Annotated in this window: 14 protein-coding genes; 8 read left to right on the top strand and 6 right to left on the bottom strand. The window is 64.8% G+C overall.

Annotated features, from left to right (window positions below; all coding sequences use genetic code 11):
- Window positions 1–122 precede the first annotated feature (122 nt).
- Both CTEST_RS02435 and CTEST_RS02440 read left to right on the top strand, forming a co-directional pair.
- Window positions 123–689 (top strand): sigma-70 family RNA polymerase sigma factor, encoded by a 567-nt coding sequence (locus CTEST_RS02435; protein ID WP_047252383.1) that lies wholly within the window; start codon window positions 123–125, stop codon window positions 687–689.
- A complete protein-coding gene (locus tag CTEST_RS02440) occupies window positions 689–1,450 on the top strand; it encodes a hypothetical protein (RefSeq protein WP_047252384.1) in 762 nt (253 codons plus the stop codon). The genes CTEST_RS02435 and CTEST_RS02440 overlap by 1 nt, the downstream gene beginning before the upstream one ends.
- Here CTEST_RS02440 and CTEST_RS02445 read toward each other — a convergent pair.
- Entirely contained in the window at window positions 1,447–1,824 is a 378-nt protein-coding gene (locus CTEST_RS02445; RefSeq protein WP_047252385.1) for a DUF5319 domain-containing protein, read from the bottom strand. The genes CTEST_RS02440 and CTEST_RS02445 overlap by 4 nt on opposite strands.
- Before the next feature lie 122 nt (window positions 1,825–1,946).
- On the opposite strand from CTEST_RS02445, the gene guaB reads away from it, so the two are divergent.
- The 4 genes from guaB to CTEST_RS02465 all read left to right on the top strand — a co-directional run bounded on the left by guaB (window position 1,947) and on the right by CTEST_RS02465 (window position 7,591).
- Window positions 1,947–3,467 (top strand): IMP dehydrogenase, encoded by a 1,521-nt coding sequence (gene guaB / locus CTEST_RS02450; protein WP_047252386.1) that lies wholly within the window; start codon window positions 1,947–1,949, stop codon window positions 3,465–3,467.
- A 70-nt stretch (window positions 3,468–3,537) separates the two neighbouring features.
- Window positions 3,538–4,686 (top strand): GuaB3 family IMP dehydrogenase-related protein, encoded by a 1,149-nt coding sequence (locus tag CTEST_RS02455; protein ID WP_047252387.1) that lies wholly within the window; start codon window positions 3,538–3,540, stop codon window positions 4,684–4,686.
- Window positions 4,687–4,696: 10 nt separating this feature from the next.
- Window positions 4,697–6,256: a glutamine-hydrolyzing GMP synthase gene (guaA, locus tag CTEST_RS02460; RefSeq protein WP_144413200.1), complete on the top strand. Its 1,560-nt coding sequence runs from the start codon at window positions 4,697–4,699 to the stop codon at window positions 6,254–6,256.
- A gap of 126 nt (window positions 6,257–6,382) precedes the next feature.
- On the top strand, window positions 6,383–7,591 hold the full coding sequence (locus CTEST_RS02465; protein WP_047252389.1) for an NRAMP family divalent metal transporter: 1,209 nt from the start codon (window positions 6,383–6,385) through the stop codon (window positions 7,589–7,591).
- A 112-nt stretch (window positions 7,592–7,703) separates the two neighbouring features.
- On the opposite strand, the gene CTEST_RS02470 is transcribed toward CTEST_RS02465, so the two are convergent.
- From CTEST_RS02470 to CTEST_RS02490, 5 genes are all read right to left on the bottom strand, one after another.
- Complete coding sequence (locus tag CTEST_RS02470) at window positions 7,704–8,342, bottom strand: GntR family transcriptional regulator (protein ID WP_047252390.1); 639 nt, start codon at window positions 8,340–8,342, stop codon at window positions 7,704–7,706.
- Window positions 8,343–8,352: 10 nt separating this feature from the next.
- Complete coding sequence (locus CTEST_RS02475) at window positions 8,353–9,804, bottom strand: acetyl-CoA carboxylase biotin carboxylase subunit (protein ID WP_052844279.1); 1,452 nt, start codon at window positions 9,802–9,804, stop codon at window positions 8,353–8,355.
- A complete protein-coding gene (locus CTEST_RS02480) occupies window positions 9,801–11,360 on the bottom strand; it encodes a 5-oxoprolinase subunit B/C family protein (RefSeq protein WP_047252391.1) in 1,560 nt (519 codons plus the stop codon). Before CTEST_RS02480 ends, CTEST_RS02475 begins: the two co-directional genes overlap by 4 nt.
- On the bottom strand, window positions 11,357–12,127 hold the full coding sequence (locus CTEST_RS02485; RefSeq protein ID WP_236686121.1) for a LamB/YcsF family protein: 771 nt from the start codon (window positions 12,125–12,127) through the stop codon (window positions 11,357–11,359). The genes CTEST_RS02480 and CTEST_RS02485 overlap by 4 nt, the downstream gene beginning before the upstream one ends.
- An 86-nt stretch (window positions 12,128–12,213) precedes the next feature.
- Complete coding sequence (locus tag CTEST_RS02490; RefSeq protein ID WP_047252393.1) at window positions 12,214–13,269, bottom strand: PspC domain-containing protein; 1,056 nt, start codon at window positions 13,267–13,269, stop codon at window positions 12,214–12,216.
- 112 nt (window positions 13,270–13,381) lie between these two features.
- Between CTEST_RS02490 and CTEST_RS02495 the strand changes: the two genes are divergently transcribed.
- Both CTEST_RS02495 and CTEST_RS02500 read left to right on the top strand, forming a co-directional pair.
- Window positions 13,382–14,578, top strand: a complete 1,197-nt coding sequence (locus tag CTEST_RS02495) for an ATP-binding protein (RefSeq protein WP_047254168.1) — start codon at window positions 13,382–13,384, stop codon at window positions 14,576–14,578.
- Between the two features lie 5 nt (window positions 14,579–14,583).
- Window positions 14,584–15,234 (top strand): LuxR C-terminal-related transcriptional regulator, encoded by a 651-nt coding sequence (locus CTEST_RS02500; RefSeq protein ID WP_047252394.1) that lies wholly within the window; start codon window positions 14,584–14,586, stop codon window positions 15,232–15,234.
- Window position 15,235: the final 1 nt, after the last annotated feature.

Raw genomic sequence — 15,235 nt, forward strand, 5'->3', positions numbered from 1 at the left:
TTAATGATTCGTGAATTCTTGTCCGTCCGATACGGGGTAAGTTGGATCCGAGTACTACCGAGTGCATTCGGCTACTTCCGAATGCAAAAGCAATGAGTGACGTGTTGTGGAGGGCTACTTAAGTGAGCGACACCGAAGAGGAACTAGCGGGCTTAGTCCCGTTGGCTATCGATGGTGATCGCCGGGCGCTCCAGCGAATCATGAAAATTATCCACCCGATGGTCCTGCGCTATGCGCGCGCCCGGGTGGGCGGCGGCCGCACCCCGACCCCAGAGGACATTGCCCAAGAAATTTGCCTCGCCGTCGCCACCTCCATTGGCAATTTTGTAGACAAGGGCCGACCTTTCATGGCATTCGTCTACGGAATCGCATTTAACAAGGTCGCAGACGCTCACCGGGCCATGGCGCGTGACCATTCTCACCCCACCGATGACGTGCCAGACTCCATTACGGAGCGGGACACCCCCGAAGAGTATGCACTGGTAGCGGATGGAAGTAACAGAGTTCGCCTTCTTCTCGATTCATTAAGTGATAAGGCTCGCGACATTGTGATCCTGCGAGTCTTCGTGGGGCTTTCTGCGGAAGAAACCGCGGAGATTGTAGGAAGCACACCGGGAGCCGTGCGAGTTGCACAGCACCGGGCGCTAGCCACGTTGCGTAAGAATCTTGACCATGGAGGAGAAGAGTGATGAGTCGTCGCAACCGTGACGCCAGCTCAGGCGACATCAATGACCACCTACAGCCGGTGATCAATGATGACGCCTTCCTCACTGATCTCTCCCACGGCATTGACCCCTCGGGCGGCGACGATGAACTTGCCGCCCTGTTCCTGGCGTTGCGCGAAGACGTGGAACGCCAGATGCCACCGGCACCCCTCATCGAGGGGGCAGACGAAGAGCCCGTGGTCATCTCCCTGGCTGAGCGCCGGGCCGCCCGTCGATCCCGGCCGCTGCTGTCCGGACTCATCGGCGCTGCCGCCGCCACCTTGGTTATTGCTGGTTCCGGCACGGCGATCTTTAACGCCACCCCTGGCTCCCCGCTGTGGGGGATCTCCAGTGCTTTGTTCAGCGACCGCGCCGCGGTGATTGAACTCGCTGGCACCTTGGAGCAGGTGGATTCCCGGGCCGCTCAGGGCGACATGGATGGGGCGCGTGAACTGATCTCGGAGGCGCGCAAGCAGGTCCGGGAGATGAGCGAGACGGAGCAGCAGCCCAAGGGTGAAGCTACCGTGACGGAGACCGTCACCAAGTCGTCTGACGCTTCTGCCCCGGCACCGACGACGGTGACGGAAACCAAGGTGGAGACGGAGACGAGCGTGGCTACGGTCACTGTGACGCAGGGTCCCCCGCCGATCACGGAGAATCCCCTCCCGACCCCGGAGCCGACGGTCACACCCACCACGACCGCTCCGGCCGGGACGCTCTCCCCGCCGCAGACGCAGCAGCCTTAAATCGTGCGGTCGTTGATCCCGTCGAGGTAGCCGGCCGCGTAGTCCCAGGACACATACGCATTGATGTCGGGGCGGGCGGACGGCTCATGAACGGGCGGGAGCTCTCCAGCCAGCGTGGCCAGGAGATTTTGCTCCATGATGTTCCAGTCGTAATAGTGCGGGTCCTCGCAGTCCTCGCAGAAGTAAAAGACTCCCAGGATTCCTCGCGGCGCGAGCACGACCTTGGCGCGTCGAAGCATCTCTAGGTCAGACTGCATGTGGGCGCGTTCCTCGTCGGTGAGTGGGATCACCGGCTCTTCGGACTCGAGGAAGGACGCCGGGTCGTTGGGGTCATCGGCGAACGGGTCCAGGGGCATTTGCGAGTCGTAGTTCACACTGGCCACACTATTGCGGAGGGCTTCACGGAGCAATTCCCCATGGCTACCGCCGGAAAAGAAAAAAGCACTACAGTGAAGGCATTGCGGAAGCCAGACAGTGCGTAAAGGAGCATTCATACATGACTGATCAGCGTGTCCACACCGGGGGAGACGATCCGAATAAGGTGGCCCTGTTGGGTCTGACCTTCGATGATGTCCTGCTTCTCCCGGCAGAGTCCAACATCATCCCGAGTGAAGTAGACACCTCGACTCAGTTCACCCGCAACATCCGCCTGGGCGTGCCGGTCATCTCGGCGGCCATGGATACGGTGACCGAAGCGCGGATGGCAGTGGCCATGGCGCGCCAGGGTGGCCTTGGTGTGCTCCACCGCAACCTCTCCGCCGAGGAGCAGGCCGAGCAGGTTGAGATTGTTAAGCGATCCGAGTCCGGGATGGTCACCGATCCGGTGACGTGTTCCCCCGACATGACCATCGCGGACGTCGATGCGCTGTGCGCTCGGTTCCGTATCTCCGGCCTGCCGGTTGTTGATAGCAACGGCACCCTCGTGGGCATCTGCACCAACCGCGATATGCGCTTTGAGGCTGACCTTGACCGCCGCGTGGCGGAGGTCATGACCCCGATGCCGCTGGTCGTCGCCAAGGAAGGCGTGACCAAGGACGAAGCGCTGGAACTGCTCAGCGCCAACAAGGTGGAAAAACTCCCCATCGTTGATGACAACAGTCGGCTTGTTGGCCTCATCACCGTCAAGGACTTCGTCAAGACGGAGCAGTACCCCAATGCGTCCAAGGATTCGGCTGGGCGCCTCCTTGTCGCCGCCGGTATCGGTACGGGCGATGAGTCGTGGGAGCGCGCGGGCTTGCTCGTGGATGCCGGGGTGGACGTCCTCGTCGTCGACTCCGCCCACGCCCACAACAACCGCGTGCTCGAGATGGTCTCCCGCGTCAAGCGCGAGTTCGGTGATCGTATTGATGTCGTGGGCGGCAACCTCGCCACCCGCGCCGCAGCGCAGGCCATGATCGACGCCGGAGCCGACGCCATCAAGGTCGGCATCGGCCCGGGCTCCATTTGCACGACCCGCGTTGTCGCCGGTGTCGGCGCCCCGCAGATCACCGCCATCATGGAGGCCAGCGTGCCCGCCCACCAGGCAGGCGTCCCGGTTATCGCCGACGGTGGCATGCAGTTCTCCGGCGACATCGCTAAGGCTCTGGCCGCCGGTGCCAGCACTGTCATGCTCGGCTCCATGCTCGCCGGCACGACTGAGTCTCCCGGCGACATCGTTGTCTCCGGCGGCAAGCAGTACAAGCGCTACCGCGGCATGGGCTCGATGGGAGCCATGCAAGGCCGCGGCCTGTCGGGTGAGAAGCGTTCCTACTCCAAGGACCGCTACTTCCAGGCTGATGTGCGCAGCGAGGACAAGCTCGTCCCCGAGGGCATTGAGGGGCGCGTGCCCTTCCGTGGCTCCATCGACGCCATCACCCACCAGCTCATCGGCGGCCTGCGGTCGGCTATGGGCTACACCGGGTCCGGCACAATCGCTGAGCTGCAGACGAAGCAGTTCGTCCAGATCACCTCAGCCGGCCTCAAGGAGTCGCACCCGCACCACATCACCCAGACGGTGGAGGCTCCGAACTACCACTAGGGATTTTCGTCGCGCGCTGAGGGCAGTAAGGTAAGGAACCGTCATACCCGCCCGTAGAAGGGAGCGCCTCGTGCGCGACTATGTTGAGATCGGGGTTGGCCGTGAGGCCCGCCGCACCTACCACCTGCACAATGTTGCCATCGTGCCCTCGCGCCGAACCCGCTCCTCCCAGGACGTGGATACCACGTGGCATATTGACGCCTACACCTTCGGCATCCCGGTTATGTCCCACCCGACTGACTCCTTAGCCAGCCCCGAGTTCGTCATTGAGATGGATCGCCAGGGCGGCCTCGGTGTGATCAACGCCGAGGGGCTGTGGGGCCGCCAGGCTGACCTGGAGGGCGCGATTTCCCAGGTCGTCGAATCGGTCATGTCCGGCGATGAGCTTGATTTCACCGGTGCGCGGGCCATCGCTTTGCTCCAGAAGCTGCATGCCGCCCCGATCGATGAGGATTTGCTCGCCGAGCGCATCGGCGAGGTCCGCGCCTCCGGGGCCACCGTAGCCGTGCGCGTCAGCCCGCAGCGCGCCCGTGAGCTCGCACCCATGGTCATCAAGGCTGGCGCTGAACTGCTGGTTATCCAGGGCACCATGATTTCCGCCGAGCACGTGGCCACAGGCGGCGAGCCGCTCAACCTCAAAGAGTTCATTGGCTCCCTTGATGTGCCCGTCATCGCTGGTGGCGTGGCGGATTACACCACCGCCATGCACCTCATGCGCACCGGTGCCGCCGGTGTCATCGTTGGCGGCGGCACGAACACCAATGAGTTCGCTTTGGGCATCGAGGTCCCCATGGCCACCGCTATTGCTGATGTGGCCGCCGCCCGCCGGGAGTACTTGGACGAGACGGGTGGGCGCTACGTGCACATCATTGCCGATGGGGAGATCGAGAACTCCGGCGACGTCGCCAAGGCTATTGCCTGCGGTGCTGACGCCGTGGTCCTGGGCACTCCGCTGGCCCCGGCCGCGGAAGCTCCCGGGCGTGGCACCTTCTGGCCGGCGGTGGCTGCCCACCCGCGTTTCCCGCGTGGCATTGTGCAGACCCCGCAGTCCTACGAGGTGGAGGACAAAGAGCCGCCGAGCTTGGAGGTCATCCTCCATGGCCCCACGACGGAGCCGTTCGGTGTGCAGAACATCATTGGTGGGTTGCGCCGGTCTATGGCCAAGTGTGGATACACCGATTTGAAGTCCTTCCAAAAGGTCAACCTGTCGGTCGAGTAGGATCAGTTTCGTGACTTCAGCTACCCCCCGCCCCGTCCTTGTTGTGGACTTTGGCGCCCAGTACGCCCAGCTCATCGCTCGGCGCGTCCGCGAGGCCCGCATCTATTCCGAGGTTGTTCCGCACACCGCTACCGCTGAGGAGATCAAGGCCAAGAACCCGGCCGCGCTCATCCTCTCCGGCGGCCCGTCCTCCGTGTACGCGGAGGGGGCTCCGAGCTTGGATCCGGAGATCCTCGATCTTGGTCTTCCCGTTTTCGGTATCTGCTACGGCTTCCAGGCGATGACCGCTGCTTTGGGCGGCACGGTCGCTGAGACCGGTACCCGTGAGTATGGCCGCACCGACCTCACCGTTGAAACTGAGGGCGTCCTGCACGCCGGCCTGGCGGATACCCACAAGGTGTGGATGAGCCACGGCGATTCCGTGACGGAGGCCCCGGCGGGGTTCCAGGTCACGGCCACCTCCGAGGGCGCTCCCGTGGCGGCCTTCGAGTCCCTGGACAAGCGCATGGCTGGCGTCCAGTACCACCCGGAGGTGCTGCATTCGCCGCACGGCCAGCAGGTGCTCACCCGCTTCCTCACCCAGGTCGCTGGCTTGGAGGCTGATTGGACCGCTGCCAACATTGCAGAACAGCTTATCGACGGCGTGCGGGAGCAGATTGGCCCCAACGGCCACGCTATCTGTGGTCTCTCCGGCGGAGTGGACTCCGCCGTCGCCGCTGCACTCGTGCAGCGGGCGATCGGCGATCGCCTCACCTGTGTCTTCGTGGATCACGGCCTGCTGCGCGCGGGCGAGCGCGAGCAGGTGGAGAACGATTTCGTGGCCGCCACAGGTGCCCGCTTGGTCACTGTCGATGAGCGTGCCGCTTTCCTGGACAAGCTCGCCGGGGTGACCGAGCCGGAGGCCAAGCGTAAAGCTATTGGTGCGGAGTTCATTCGTTCCTTCGAGCGGGCCGTTGCCGGTGTCCTCGAAGGCGAGCAGGTCGACTTCCTGGTGCAGGGCACGTTGTACCCGGATGTTGTCGAATCTGGCGGCGGCGCTGGCACCGCGAACATCAAGAGCCACCACAACGTCGGCGGCCTGCCCGATGATGTTGAGTTCGAGCTCGTCGAGCCGCTGCGCCTGCTGTTCAAGGACGAGGTCCGCGCCGTGGGCCGCGAGCTCGGCTTGCCCGAAGCGATCGTCGGTCGCCAGCCGTTCCCGGGGCCGGGCCTGGGTATCCGCATCATCGGTGAGGTCACCGAGGATCGTTTGGAGACCCTCCGGGCCGCGGACCTCATCGCCCGCACCGAGCTGACCGCCGCTGGTCTGGATGATTCGATCTGGCAGTGCCCCGTTGTCCTGCTGGCTGATGTTCGTTCGGTCGGTGTCCAGGGCGATGGCCGGACCTACGGCCACCCGATCGTCCTGCGCCCCGTGTCCTCCGAGGATGCGATGACGGCCGATTGGTCGCGCATTCCCTATGACGTCCTGGAGCGCATTTCCACCCGCATTACCAACGAGGTTGCTGAGGTCAACCGCGTCGTTCTCGACGTCACCTCCAAGCCGCCGGGAACCATTGAGTGGGAGTAAAACCCCACGTCATTACCGTTACGGGCCCCGCACCAACTCTTGGTGTGGGGCCCGTGGCGTTGAAGCATTGCAAATCGTTGAACAATCTCCTAAAGTGACTCGCATCACTTAAGGAAAGGTGTCTGGATGTCACTCACACCCACTGCAGGCAAGAGAGCTGCCCGCAGCGCCACCATTGGCGCGATGTTCCTCATGGCCACCAGCGCCATCGGCCCCGGTTTTATCACCCAGACCAGCGTCTTCACCGTCAGGATGGGCGCCGCCTTTGCCTTCGCCATCCTCGCGTCGATCCTCGTTGACATCGCCATCCAGCTCAATGTGTGGCGCGTCCTCGGCGTCTCCGGCCTCCGCGCCAACGAGCTCGGCAACTCCATCCTCCCGGGCCTGGGTTGGTTCATTGGCGGACTCGTGTTCATCGGCGGCCTTGTCTTCAACATTGGCAACATCGGTGGCTCCGCCCTAGGTATGAATGCCATGCTCGGCCTCGACGCCAAGATCGGCGGCGCCATCTCCGCCGCCATCGCCATCTTCATCTTCCTGTCCAAGAAGGCCGGCCTCGCGCTCGACCGCATTGTCATCGGCCTCGGCGCCATCATGATCTTGCTCATGCTCTATGTCGCCGTCGTCTCTTCCCCGCCCGTCGGAGAAGCACTGCGTAACACTGTGCTTCCGGAGCAGGTGGACTTCCTCGTCATCACCACCCTCATCGGCGGCACCGTCGGTGGTTACATCACCTTCGCTGGAGCCCACCGCCTCATCGATTCCGGCACCACCGGCCCAGAGAACATCAAGGCAATCACCCAGGTATCTGTCCTGGGCATCATCGTCACCGGCATCATGCGTACCCTGCTCTTCCTGGCGATCCTCGGCGTCGTCGCCGGGGGAGTGGCCCTGTCGGGGAACAACATCGCGGCCGATGCCTTCCAGGCCGCCGCCGGTGAAATCGGCCTCCGCGTCTTCGGCGTCGTCCTCTGGGCTGCCGGCCTGACCTCAGTCATCGGCGCGTCCTACACCTCGATCACCTTCGTCACCTCGCAGAAGACTGCACCCCGCGTGCGCTCTTGGCTTACCGTTGCCTTCATCGCGGTGTGCGCCGTCGCCTACTTGGTCCTCAATCAGGCTCCCCAGACCCTGCTCATTTTCGCTGGTGCTTTCAACGGGCTGATCCTGCCCTTCGGGTTCGGTGCCGTCCTGTGGGCTGCGTGGATGCGCCGCGATCTCCTCAACGGCTACAAGTACCCGGCGTGGCTCCTCATCATCGGTGTCGTCGCATGGCTCCTTACCCTGTTCTTGGGTTGGAATTCCCTCAGCGGAATCAGCGCCCTCTGGGCGTAGTGAAGCCAACCCGTTGAGTTGACGAAACCCGCACTTCCTAACAACTTGGCCGATTTGGAGGGGGGATTAACCCCGGAGTTGTTAGGAAGTGCGGGTTTTGGGTTCCCCGACATTAGGCGCCGTACACCGGGTCCTCTGTGAGGAATGAGGCGAGGCGTTCGCGGGTCTGCAGCAGGTAGGAGCGCAGAGTGTCGGCGGCACGGGGGCGGTCGTTGGCAGCTACAAGGTCGGCGACGTGTCGGTTCTGGGCGACGAACTCGGCGTGGAAGTCGGGCATGTGCTCGGAGATTCCGAGGAAGGCGAGTCGCATGAGGGCCAAGATGCGGCTCATGAATTCGTTGCTGATGTCGGAGCCGGAGGCATCGACGACTTGGCGGTGGAAGAGCTGGTTGGCGTCGGCGACGGCGTGGAAGTCGCCCGCGGCGAGGGCGGCCTCAGCAGTGGAAACGATGGTGTCTAAGGCGGCTGCGTCGAGGTGGTCGCCCCACAGGAGGGCGGCGGGTTCGAGGTGGGCGCGGCTGATGTAGATATCGCGCATTTGGCTGAGGGTGGGGGAGCTGATGAATACGCCTCGGTTGGGGATGTAGGTGAGGATGCCTTGGGAGGTGAGCGTGGCAAAGCTCTCGCGGAGGGTGTTGCGTGAGATCCCCAGGGTGGCGGCAAGATCCGTTTCGTTGAGCTTTTGTCCGGGAGGGAACTGCCCGGAGGAAATGGAGTGCCGCAGCTGCTCTGTGGCCACGAGGGGTCGCATGACCTTGAGTTTAATTCTCCTCAGGAACCAGGGAGCTAGCGGGGATGGTTACCTGGTGGAGGCGGCCGTCGACTTCGACGGCGAAGCTCACGCGTTCCTCGTGAACTGACGCAATATCGTCCACACCGGTGGACAATCCTGGGTGGTAGTTGTGGTCGACCCAGTCGGTGTAGACGGCCAGGTCTGAACCAATAAAGTCGGGGTGTTCCACCATGTCCCGGTGGAAGGGAAGGGTGGTTCTGACGCCGCGGATGGTGAATTCTTTCAGGGCGTCGCGGGCGCGGAGCAACGCGATGTCGCGGGTGGGGCCGGTGACGATGAGCTTGGCCAGGAGGGAATCCTCATGCCCGGTGACGGGGGAACCGGAGCGCACGCCGGAGTCGATGCGCAGGCCGGGGCCGGTGGGTGGCTCGAAGGTGGTGATGGTGCCGGGGCTGGGGACGAAGCCGTGGGCAATGTCTTCGGCGTTGATGCGGAATTCGAAGGCGTGGCCGGTGGAGATGGGGTCCTCGGTAATGGAGAGGGGTTGTCCGGCGGCGATGCGGAATTGCTCGGCAACGATGTCGATGCCGGTGATGGCCTCCGTGACGGGGTGTTCTACCTGGATGCGGGTGTTGAAGTCGAGGAAGGAGATCGTGCCGTCGGCGGCGACGATGAATTCTACGGTGCCGGCACCGGTGTAGTCGGCGGCGCGGCAGATGGCTCGGGCGCCTTCGATGATCTCGGAGTTGTGCAGTTCGCTGAGGAAAGGGGCGGGGGCTTCCTCGATGAGTTTGTGGAAGCGACGCTGCACCGAGCAGTCGCGGGTGCTGAGGACGATGATGTTGCCGAGGGCGTCGGCAAGCACTTGTGCCTCGACGTGGCGGGGGCGGGGGAGGAACTTCTCCACGTAGCATTCGCTGCGCCCGAATGCGGCGTGGGCTTCGCGGCTGGCGGAGGCGAAGGCGTGCTCGATGTCGCCGGTGTCACGGACGACGGTGAGGCTGCGCCCGAAGGCTGCTTTGATGGCGATGGGCAGGCCGTGTTCTTCGGCGAAGGCGAGGGCGTCCTGCCAGTCGCTGATCGGTTCCTCGGTGCCGGGGGCGAGCGGGGCGTTGACCTCGCGGGCGAGCGCCCGGGCGGAGATCTTGTTGCCCAGGGCCTCGATCGCCTCTGGTGAGGGGCCCACCCACACCAGTCCGGCATCCTGGACGGCGCGGGCGAAGTCCGCGTCCTCGGACAGGAACCCATAGCCGGGATGGACGCAGCTGGCACCGGTGCGCAGGGCGACGTCGATAAGCGCGGGTATGTCGAGGTAGGAGGGGACGGCGTAGGCCTCATCGGCGATGGCGGCGTGCATGGATGCGGCATCGGCGTGGGTGTACACGGCGATGGAGCGGATGCCGAGGTCGCGGGCGGTGCGGGCGATGCGCACGGCGATCTCGCCGCGATTGGCAATGAGGACGGAGGCAAGCTGGGTCATGAGGGGTCCTCAGCAAAGGTGTCGGGGTCAACGAAAACGAAGCGGACGGTCGCGCCGGGAGAGAGCTGGGCGACGATGTCGAGGTCCTCGGCGACAACGGTGCCGATGACCGGATAGCCGCCGGTGACGGGATGGTCGGCGAGGAAGATGACGGGCAGCCCGCTGGGTGGGACCTGGATCGAGCCGGAGATCATGCCCTCGCTGGCCAGCTCGCCGTCGCGGGTGCGGGTGAGTGGTTCGGGGGCATCGAGTCGCACGCCTACTCGATTGGATTGGCTGGTCACCGACCATTCCATGGTGGTGAATCGGCGCTGCTCCTCCCGGCTAAACCAGTCCGCCCGTGGCCCGCGGACACAGCGAATGTCACCGGTGAGAAGAGGGTTGGGGCATTGCTTGCCGACGGCCGCAGATCTCGCCGCCTCACCCACACTCAACGTCTCGCCCTCGCTCACCGGTGCCGGCCCAAGGCCGGAGAGAATGTCGGTGGAGGAGGAGCCCAGGGTCTGCGGGGCAACGAACCCGCCCCGGACGGCGAGGTAGCTGCGCATGCCCTCGTCCGGCGGGGACACCGTGAGGGTGGAACCGGCGGTGAGGTGGAGCGGGGCGGCCAAAGGGCGGGAGGACGACACGTCCTTGGCATCGGTGATGGTGACCTCGGCGTGGGCGCCGGTGACGGCCAGGACGGTGTCTACCAGTGCTTCAAGGCGCAGGCCGCCGATGTTTTCCAGGAGCGTTGCGTGACGATCATTGCCCAAGAGGCTATTGGCGGTCCACGCGCTTCCGCGATCAACCGCACCGGAGGAATTGACGCCAATGTCGCCGTGGCCAGGCCGCCCGAGATCTTGGAAGAGGGTCTGCATCCCAGAGGAGAGGACGGTGAGCGCGGGCTGGGCGGGGGACGGCGCCTCCCCGTGCTGGGGAGTGGGGGTCACGGATACTCGTTCCCGCACCGCCCGGTACGTGACGGTATCGCCCGGCGAAAGCAACGCAGGCGAATCGGCGGAGGCATCCCACATGGGGGCATCGGTGTGCCCGATGAGCTGCCACCCCCCGGGGGAGGTGCGCGGGTAGACGGCGGAGAAATTGCCCGCCAGGCCAACGGCCCCAGCGGGGACCTGCGTGCGGGGCGAGTCGCGCCGGGCGATCTCCCACTCCCCGGAGGTGGGGACGCAGTAGGTGAAGCCGGGGGCGAAACCACCGAAAGCGGCGAGCCACGTCTGAGAGGTATGGCGGGCGATGAGCTCGTCGGGGGAGATGGACAGCATGGCGGCCACCTCGGCGAGGTCCTCGCCGTCGTAGACCACATCGATGCTCACAGTCTTTCCATCCTGTTCCGCGCTGACCGTGGGGGTGTAGTCCCGCAGGGCCTTAGCGGCCTGGTGGGCGGAGCGGGGGGAGGAGGTTTTGACGAGGACGGTGGTGGCGGCTGCGATGACTTCCGTTTGCCCGGGCAACGGCTGCGCGCTGAGGGAGGCGTGCCAGGCCATGACGTCGATAAGCTCTGGTAGCTCGACGAGGACGGCGCGGGTGCCCACGCGGTGCACGACCGCGCTCACAGGAAGCTCCGGATATCGATCTCGGCTGCCGAGAGCGCGGAGACGATGCCGCGGGCCAGCTGCACTGAGCCGGGGGAATCACCGTGGATGCACACGGATTCCGCGTCGACGCGCAGGGTGGAACCATCAACTGCGGTGAGGGACCCGGTGTGGGCGATCTCGATGACGCGGTTGGCTACCTGTTTGGGGTCGCTGAGCACCGCGTGGGATTCCGTGCGGGAGACCAACGTGCCGTCGGGGAGATAATTGCGGTCAGCGAAGGCCTCCCGGATCACCCGCAGCCCGGCGCGCTCGGCGTGGTCAATGGCGACGCCGCCGGGGAGTAGCATGACGGGGAGGTCGCCGCCGAAGGCCTTGATGCCCTCCACGACGGCCTTGGCCTGCGCATCGTGGTGGACGATGGCGTTGTAGAGGGCGCCGTGGGGTTTGACGTAGCTGACGCGGGTGCCGTGGGCCCGGGCGAGGGCGTCGAGTGCGCCGATCTGATAGAGGATTTCGGCGCTGAGCTCGGCGGGGGCGTAGTCGATGAAGCGGCGCCCGAAGCCGGGGATGTCGCGGTAGGCGACGTGGGCGCCGATGGTGACACCTCGGGCGGCGGCGGAGGAGAGGGTGGTGGAGATGTCGTGGGGGTCTCCGGCGTGGAAGCCGCAGGCGACGTTGGCGCTGGAGACGAGCTCCAGCATGGCGGCGTCGTCGGCGACGGGGTTGCCGGCGGTTGTTTCTCCCAGGTCGGCATTAAGGTCGATGAACACCATGACGCGCTCCATTCCCCCGCACTGTCACCGCGCGGATTGTTGAACAATTTTCTCAATCCTAGCGGGAAGGCGGGGGAATGTGAAGCCCATCACGTTAACTAGCTTCTGGTGTGCACCAGCACCTCGCCGATGGCACCCTCGACGGTCAGCGTCAAGGTTTCACCCTCTGCGTCCTTGTTGTACACGCCGTCCGTGCAGTCCATCTCGCCAAGTCCGGCGTCGCACGTGAGGTCCACCGGGACGTTCGTGGGGAGGTAGACATTGAGCTGGCCGATGCCGGCCTCAATGGAGAGGTCGCGGGCTTCCTGCAGCGGAGCGAGCTCGCGCAGGTCGACTGTGGTCCGCCCGACGTGGCCCTCGTACTGGCTGGCCAACTCCGTCTCGCTGGCCGGGACATGAGTGGTGTCCCCGACGGTATCGGCGGAGTTGTTGACGTAGAAGACCGCGCCGAAGATGCCGATCACGACCGCCGCGGAGATAGCCAGGGCGCTGCCGATTCCAACGAGGACCCACGGCCAGATGCGTGCCTTCTTCCGCTGGGGAGCAGGGCCCGGCTCTGGCAGGTCCCAGGCAAAGGGGGCAGTCCCGAGCGGATCCCAAGCAGGAGGGGTGGTGCGCCCGGGAGGATACGGGGTGCCGTCGGCGGGCTCATAGGAGGAGAGATTAACGGGCATGGTCTCCACCGGTGGGTCCGCGAGCAGACCAGCCGGGGGAACCGGGGTGCGGTTATGCAAGGCCCACCAGGCGAGGAGCATGACCGCGATGGCGAAGAGGGCAGAGGAGCCGACTCCGCTGGACCCCCAGATGAGACCGGGGATGAGCAGCAGCACGGCGAGGAGGACGAAACCGGTGGTCTTTTCCCCCTTCTCCGCCTCCGGAACCTGGTCGGAGGAGCGGATAACCGCCTCCAGGGGCGAGTTGTGCATGCCATAACGGGGCATGCACAGCCACGCGAGGGCATAAGCGGCGAGGCCGCCACCGAAGGTCAGGCTGGCGGCGACGAAAGCGATACGCACCAGAGTCGGGTCGATTTGGTAACGAACGCCGATGCCCTCACAGACGCCGGCCACCTTGGCGTTGCCGCCTTGGCTCGAAGGGATACGGGGTGGGCGGGTGTCCCACATCTGGCGGAGGGTATCGGTTGAGGTGCTCATGACTTCATTGTGGGCGTTGTGTTGGCCTAAAAACATCGGGGGCCACCCTGATTTGTGGATTTCAGGGTCTGCCCCGATGTATCGGGGTGGCCCTCATGCCAAGATCGACACCATGACTTCTTCCGCCACGGTTCCTTATGCGCAGGACCGCCCCTCGGCAGGTGCGTACCCGGTGTACGCCCGCTCTCAGGAGGGGCGGGTCATTGCGGGAGTGGCAGCGGGCCTCTCCGCTCACCTCAAGGTGGACGTCTTTTATGTGCGGCTGGCGTTTTTCGTGGGTGCCTTCCTCTCCGGGGTGGGGCTGTTCGCCTACGCCGGTATCTGGCTACTGAGTAAATCCTCTCCCGATGTCCCCGCCCCGGCCCACCGGATGAATGTGCCCCGCTGGGTCAACTTCTCGTTCGTCATCGTCGCCGTCGTGGGGTTCTTCTTCACCGCGAGGGTTGCCTCGGGCATTCCCGGCCAGGCATTGATCCCCCTCGCCATCGCCGGGTTGGGTGCCTTCCTGGCCTGGCAGGCCTATGACCGGGGGATTAATTCGGGGCGCAGTTACATCAGCATCATCCTGGGCGTGGGGTTGATGATCGCGGGCATCGTGCTCATCTTGTCGTTCCTGGATGAGCAGGGTGGGGGCTTTGTCCCGGCGATCATGGCCGTGCTGCTGACTTTGGGTGGCGTCCTCGCCCTGGGTGGGCCCCTCCTGCTGCGGTTGTGGAACAACCTGGCGGAGGAGCGCGCGTTGAAGGCGGCGAGCGAGGAACGGGCGGAGATCGCCTCCCGTTTGCATGATTCGGTGCTGCAGACCTTGGCGCTCATCCAGAAGCGCAGCGAGGATTCGGAAGAGGTCCTGCGCTTGGCACGAGGGCAGGAGCGGGAGCTGCGCCAGTGGCTGTTCGAGGCGGAGGAAAAGAACTCCCAATCCATCTTCGCGGCGGTGGAAACCGCGTGCGGTGAGGTGGAGGATTTGTTCGGTATCCGCATCGCCCCCGTGACGGTGGGCACGGACCAGGCGATCACGGATGAGTCGCAGACGGTGATCCTCGCCGCCCGGGAGGCGATGGTTAATGCGGCGAAACATGCGGGCGTGGATACGCTTGATGTCTACGCTGAGCTGCTCGGCGGCGAGTTGTCCATCTTCGTGCGCGACCGCGGGGCGGGCTTTGATCCGGAGGATTTCCCGGAGGATCGCCACGGTATCCGGGAGTCCATTTATGCCCGCATGGAGCGGGTCGGCGGGACGGCCGCGATCCGTTCCGCGGCCGGGGAGGGGACGGAAGTCTCCCTCAGCCTGGCCCTGCCGGTATCCTGAACGGCATGGTGAAGGTGTTCCTGGTCGATGACCATTCCGTGTTCCGCTCCGGCGTCCGCGCTGAGCTTAACGGCAAGGTCGACATCGTGGGCGATGCCGGCACAGTAGGGGAGGCCATCGAAGGAATCGATGCGACTGTCCCCGATGTCGTGCTTCTTGATGTCCATATGCCAGACGGCGGCGGCATCGCCGTCGTGCGCGGGGTCACCGCCGACACCACCTTCTTGGCGTTGAGCGTGTCCGACGCCGCCGAGGACGTCATCTCCCTCATCCGCGCCGGGGCGCGCGGGTACGTGACCAAAAACATTTCCGGCACGGAGCTGGCCGAAGCCATCAAGCGGGTCCATGGCGGCGACGCCTACTTCTCGCCTCGCCTCGCCGGATTCGTGCTCGATGCCTTCGCCGGTGGCGAGGTCGTGGAGGACCCCGCGGACGAGCCGGAACGCATCGATGACCCGGTCGTGGACGCGCTCACCCGCCGGGAGCTGGAAGTTCTTCGGCTGCTAGCGCGCGGCTACACCTACCGGGAGATTGGCAAGGAGCTGTTCATCTCCGTCAAAACCGTGGAAACCCACGCCTCGAACATTCTGCGCAAGACGCAGCAATCCAACCGCCACGCCCTGACTCGCTGGGCTCACTCCCGGGACCTTGATTAAC

The organism is Corynebacterium testudinoris (assembly GCF_001021045.1).
Lineage (GTDB): Bacteria > Actinomycetota > Actinomycetes > Mycobacteriales > Mycobacteriaceae > Corynebacterium > Corynebacterium testudinoris.

Coding starts and splice junctions, on each gene's coding strand:
- CTEST_RS02440 (WP_047252384.1), top strand. CDS start 689: ATGAGTCGTCGCAACCGTGACGCCAGCTCAGGCGACATCAATGACCAC.
- guaB (WP_047252386.1), top strand. CDS start 1,947: ATGACTGATCAGCGTGTCCACACCGGGGGAGACGATCCGAATAAGGTG.
- CTEST_RS02465 (WP_047252389.1), top strand. CDS start 6,383: ATGTCACTCACACCCACTGCAGGCAAGAGAGCTGCCCGCAGCGCCACC.
- CTEST_RS02470 (WP_047252390.1), bottom strand. CDS start 8,342: ATGCGACCCCTCGTGGCCACAGAGCAGCTGCGGCACTCCATTTCCTCC.
- CTEST_RS02475 (WP_052844279.1), bottom strand. CDS start 9,804: ATGACCCAGCTTGCCTCCGTCCTCATTGCCAATCGCGGCGAGATCGCC.
- CTEST_RS02485 (WP_236686121.1), bottom strand. CDS start 12,127: ATGGAGCGCGTCATGGTGTTCATCGACCTTAATGCCGACCTGGGAGAA.
- CTEST_RS02490 (WP_047252393.1), bottom strand. CDS start 13,269: ATGAGCACCTCAACCGATACCCTCCGCCAGATGTGGGACACCCGCCCA.
- CTEST_RS02495 (WP_047254168.1), top strand. CDS start 13,382: ATGACTTCTTCCGCCACGGTTCCTTATGCGCAGGACCGCCCCTCGGCA.
- CTEST_RS02500 (WP_047252394.1), top strand. CDS start 14,584: ATGGTGAAGGTGTTCCTGGTCGATGACCATTCCGTGTTCCGCTCCGGC.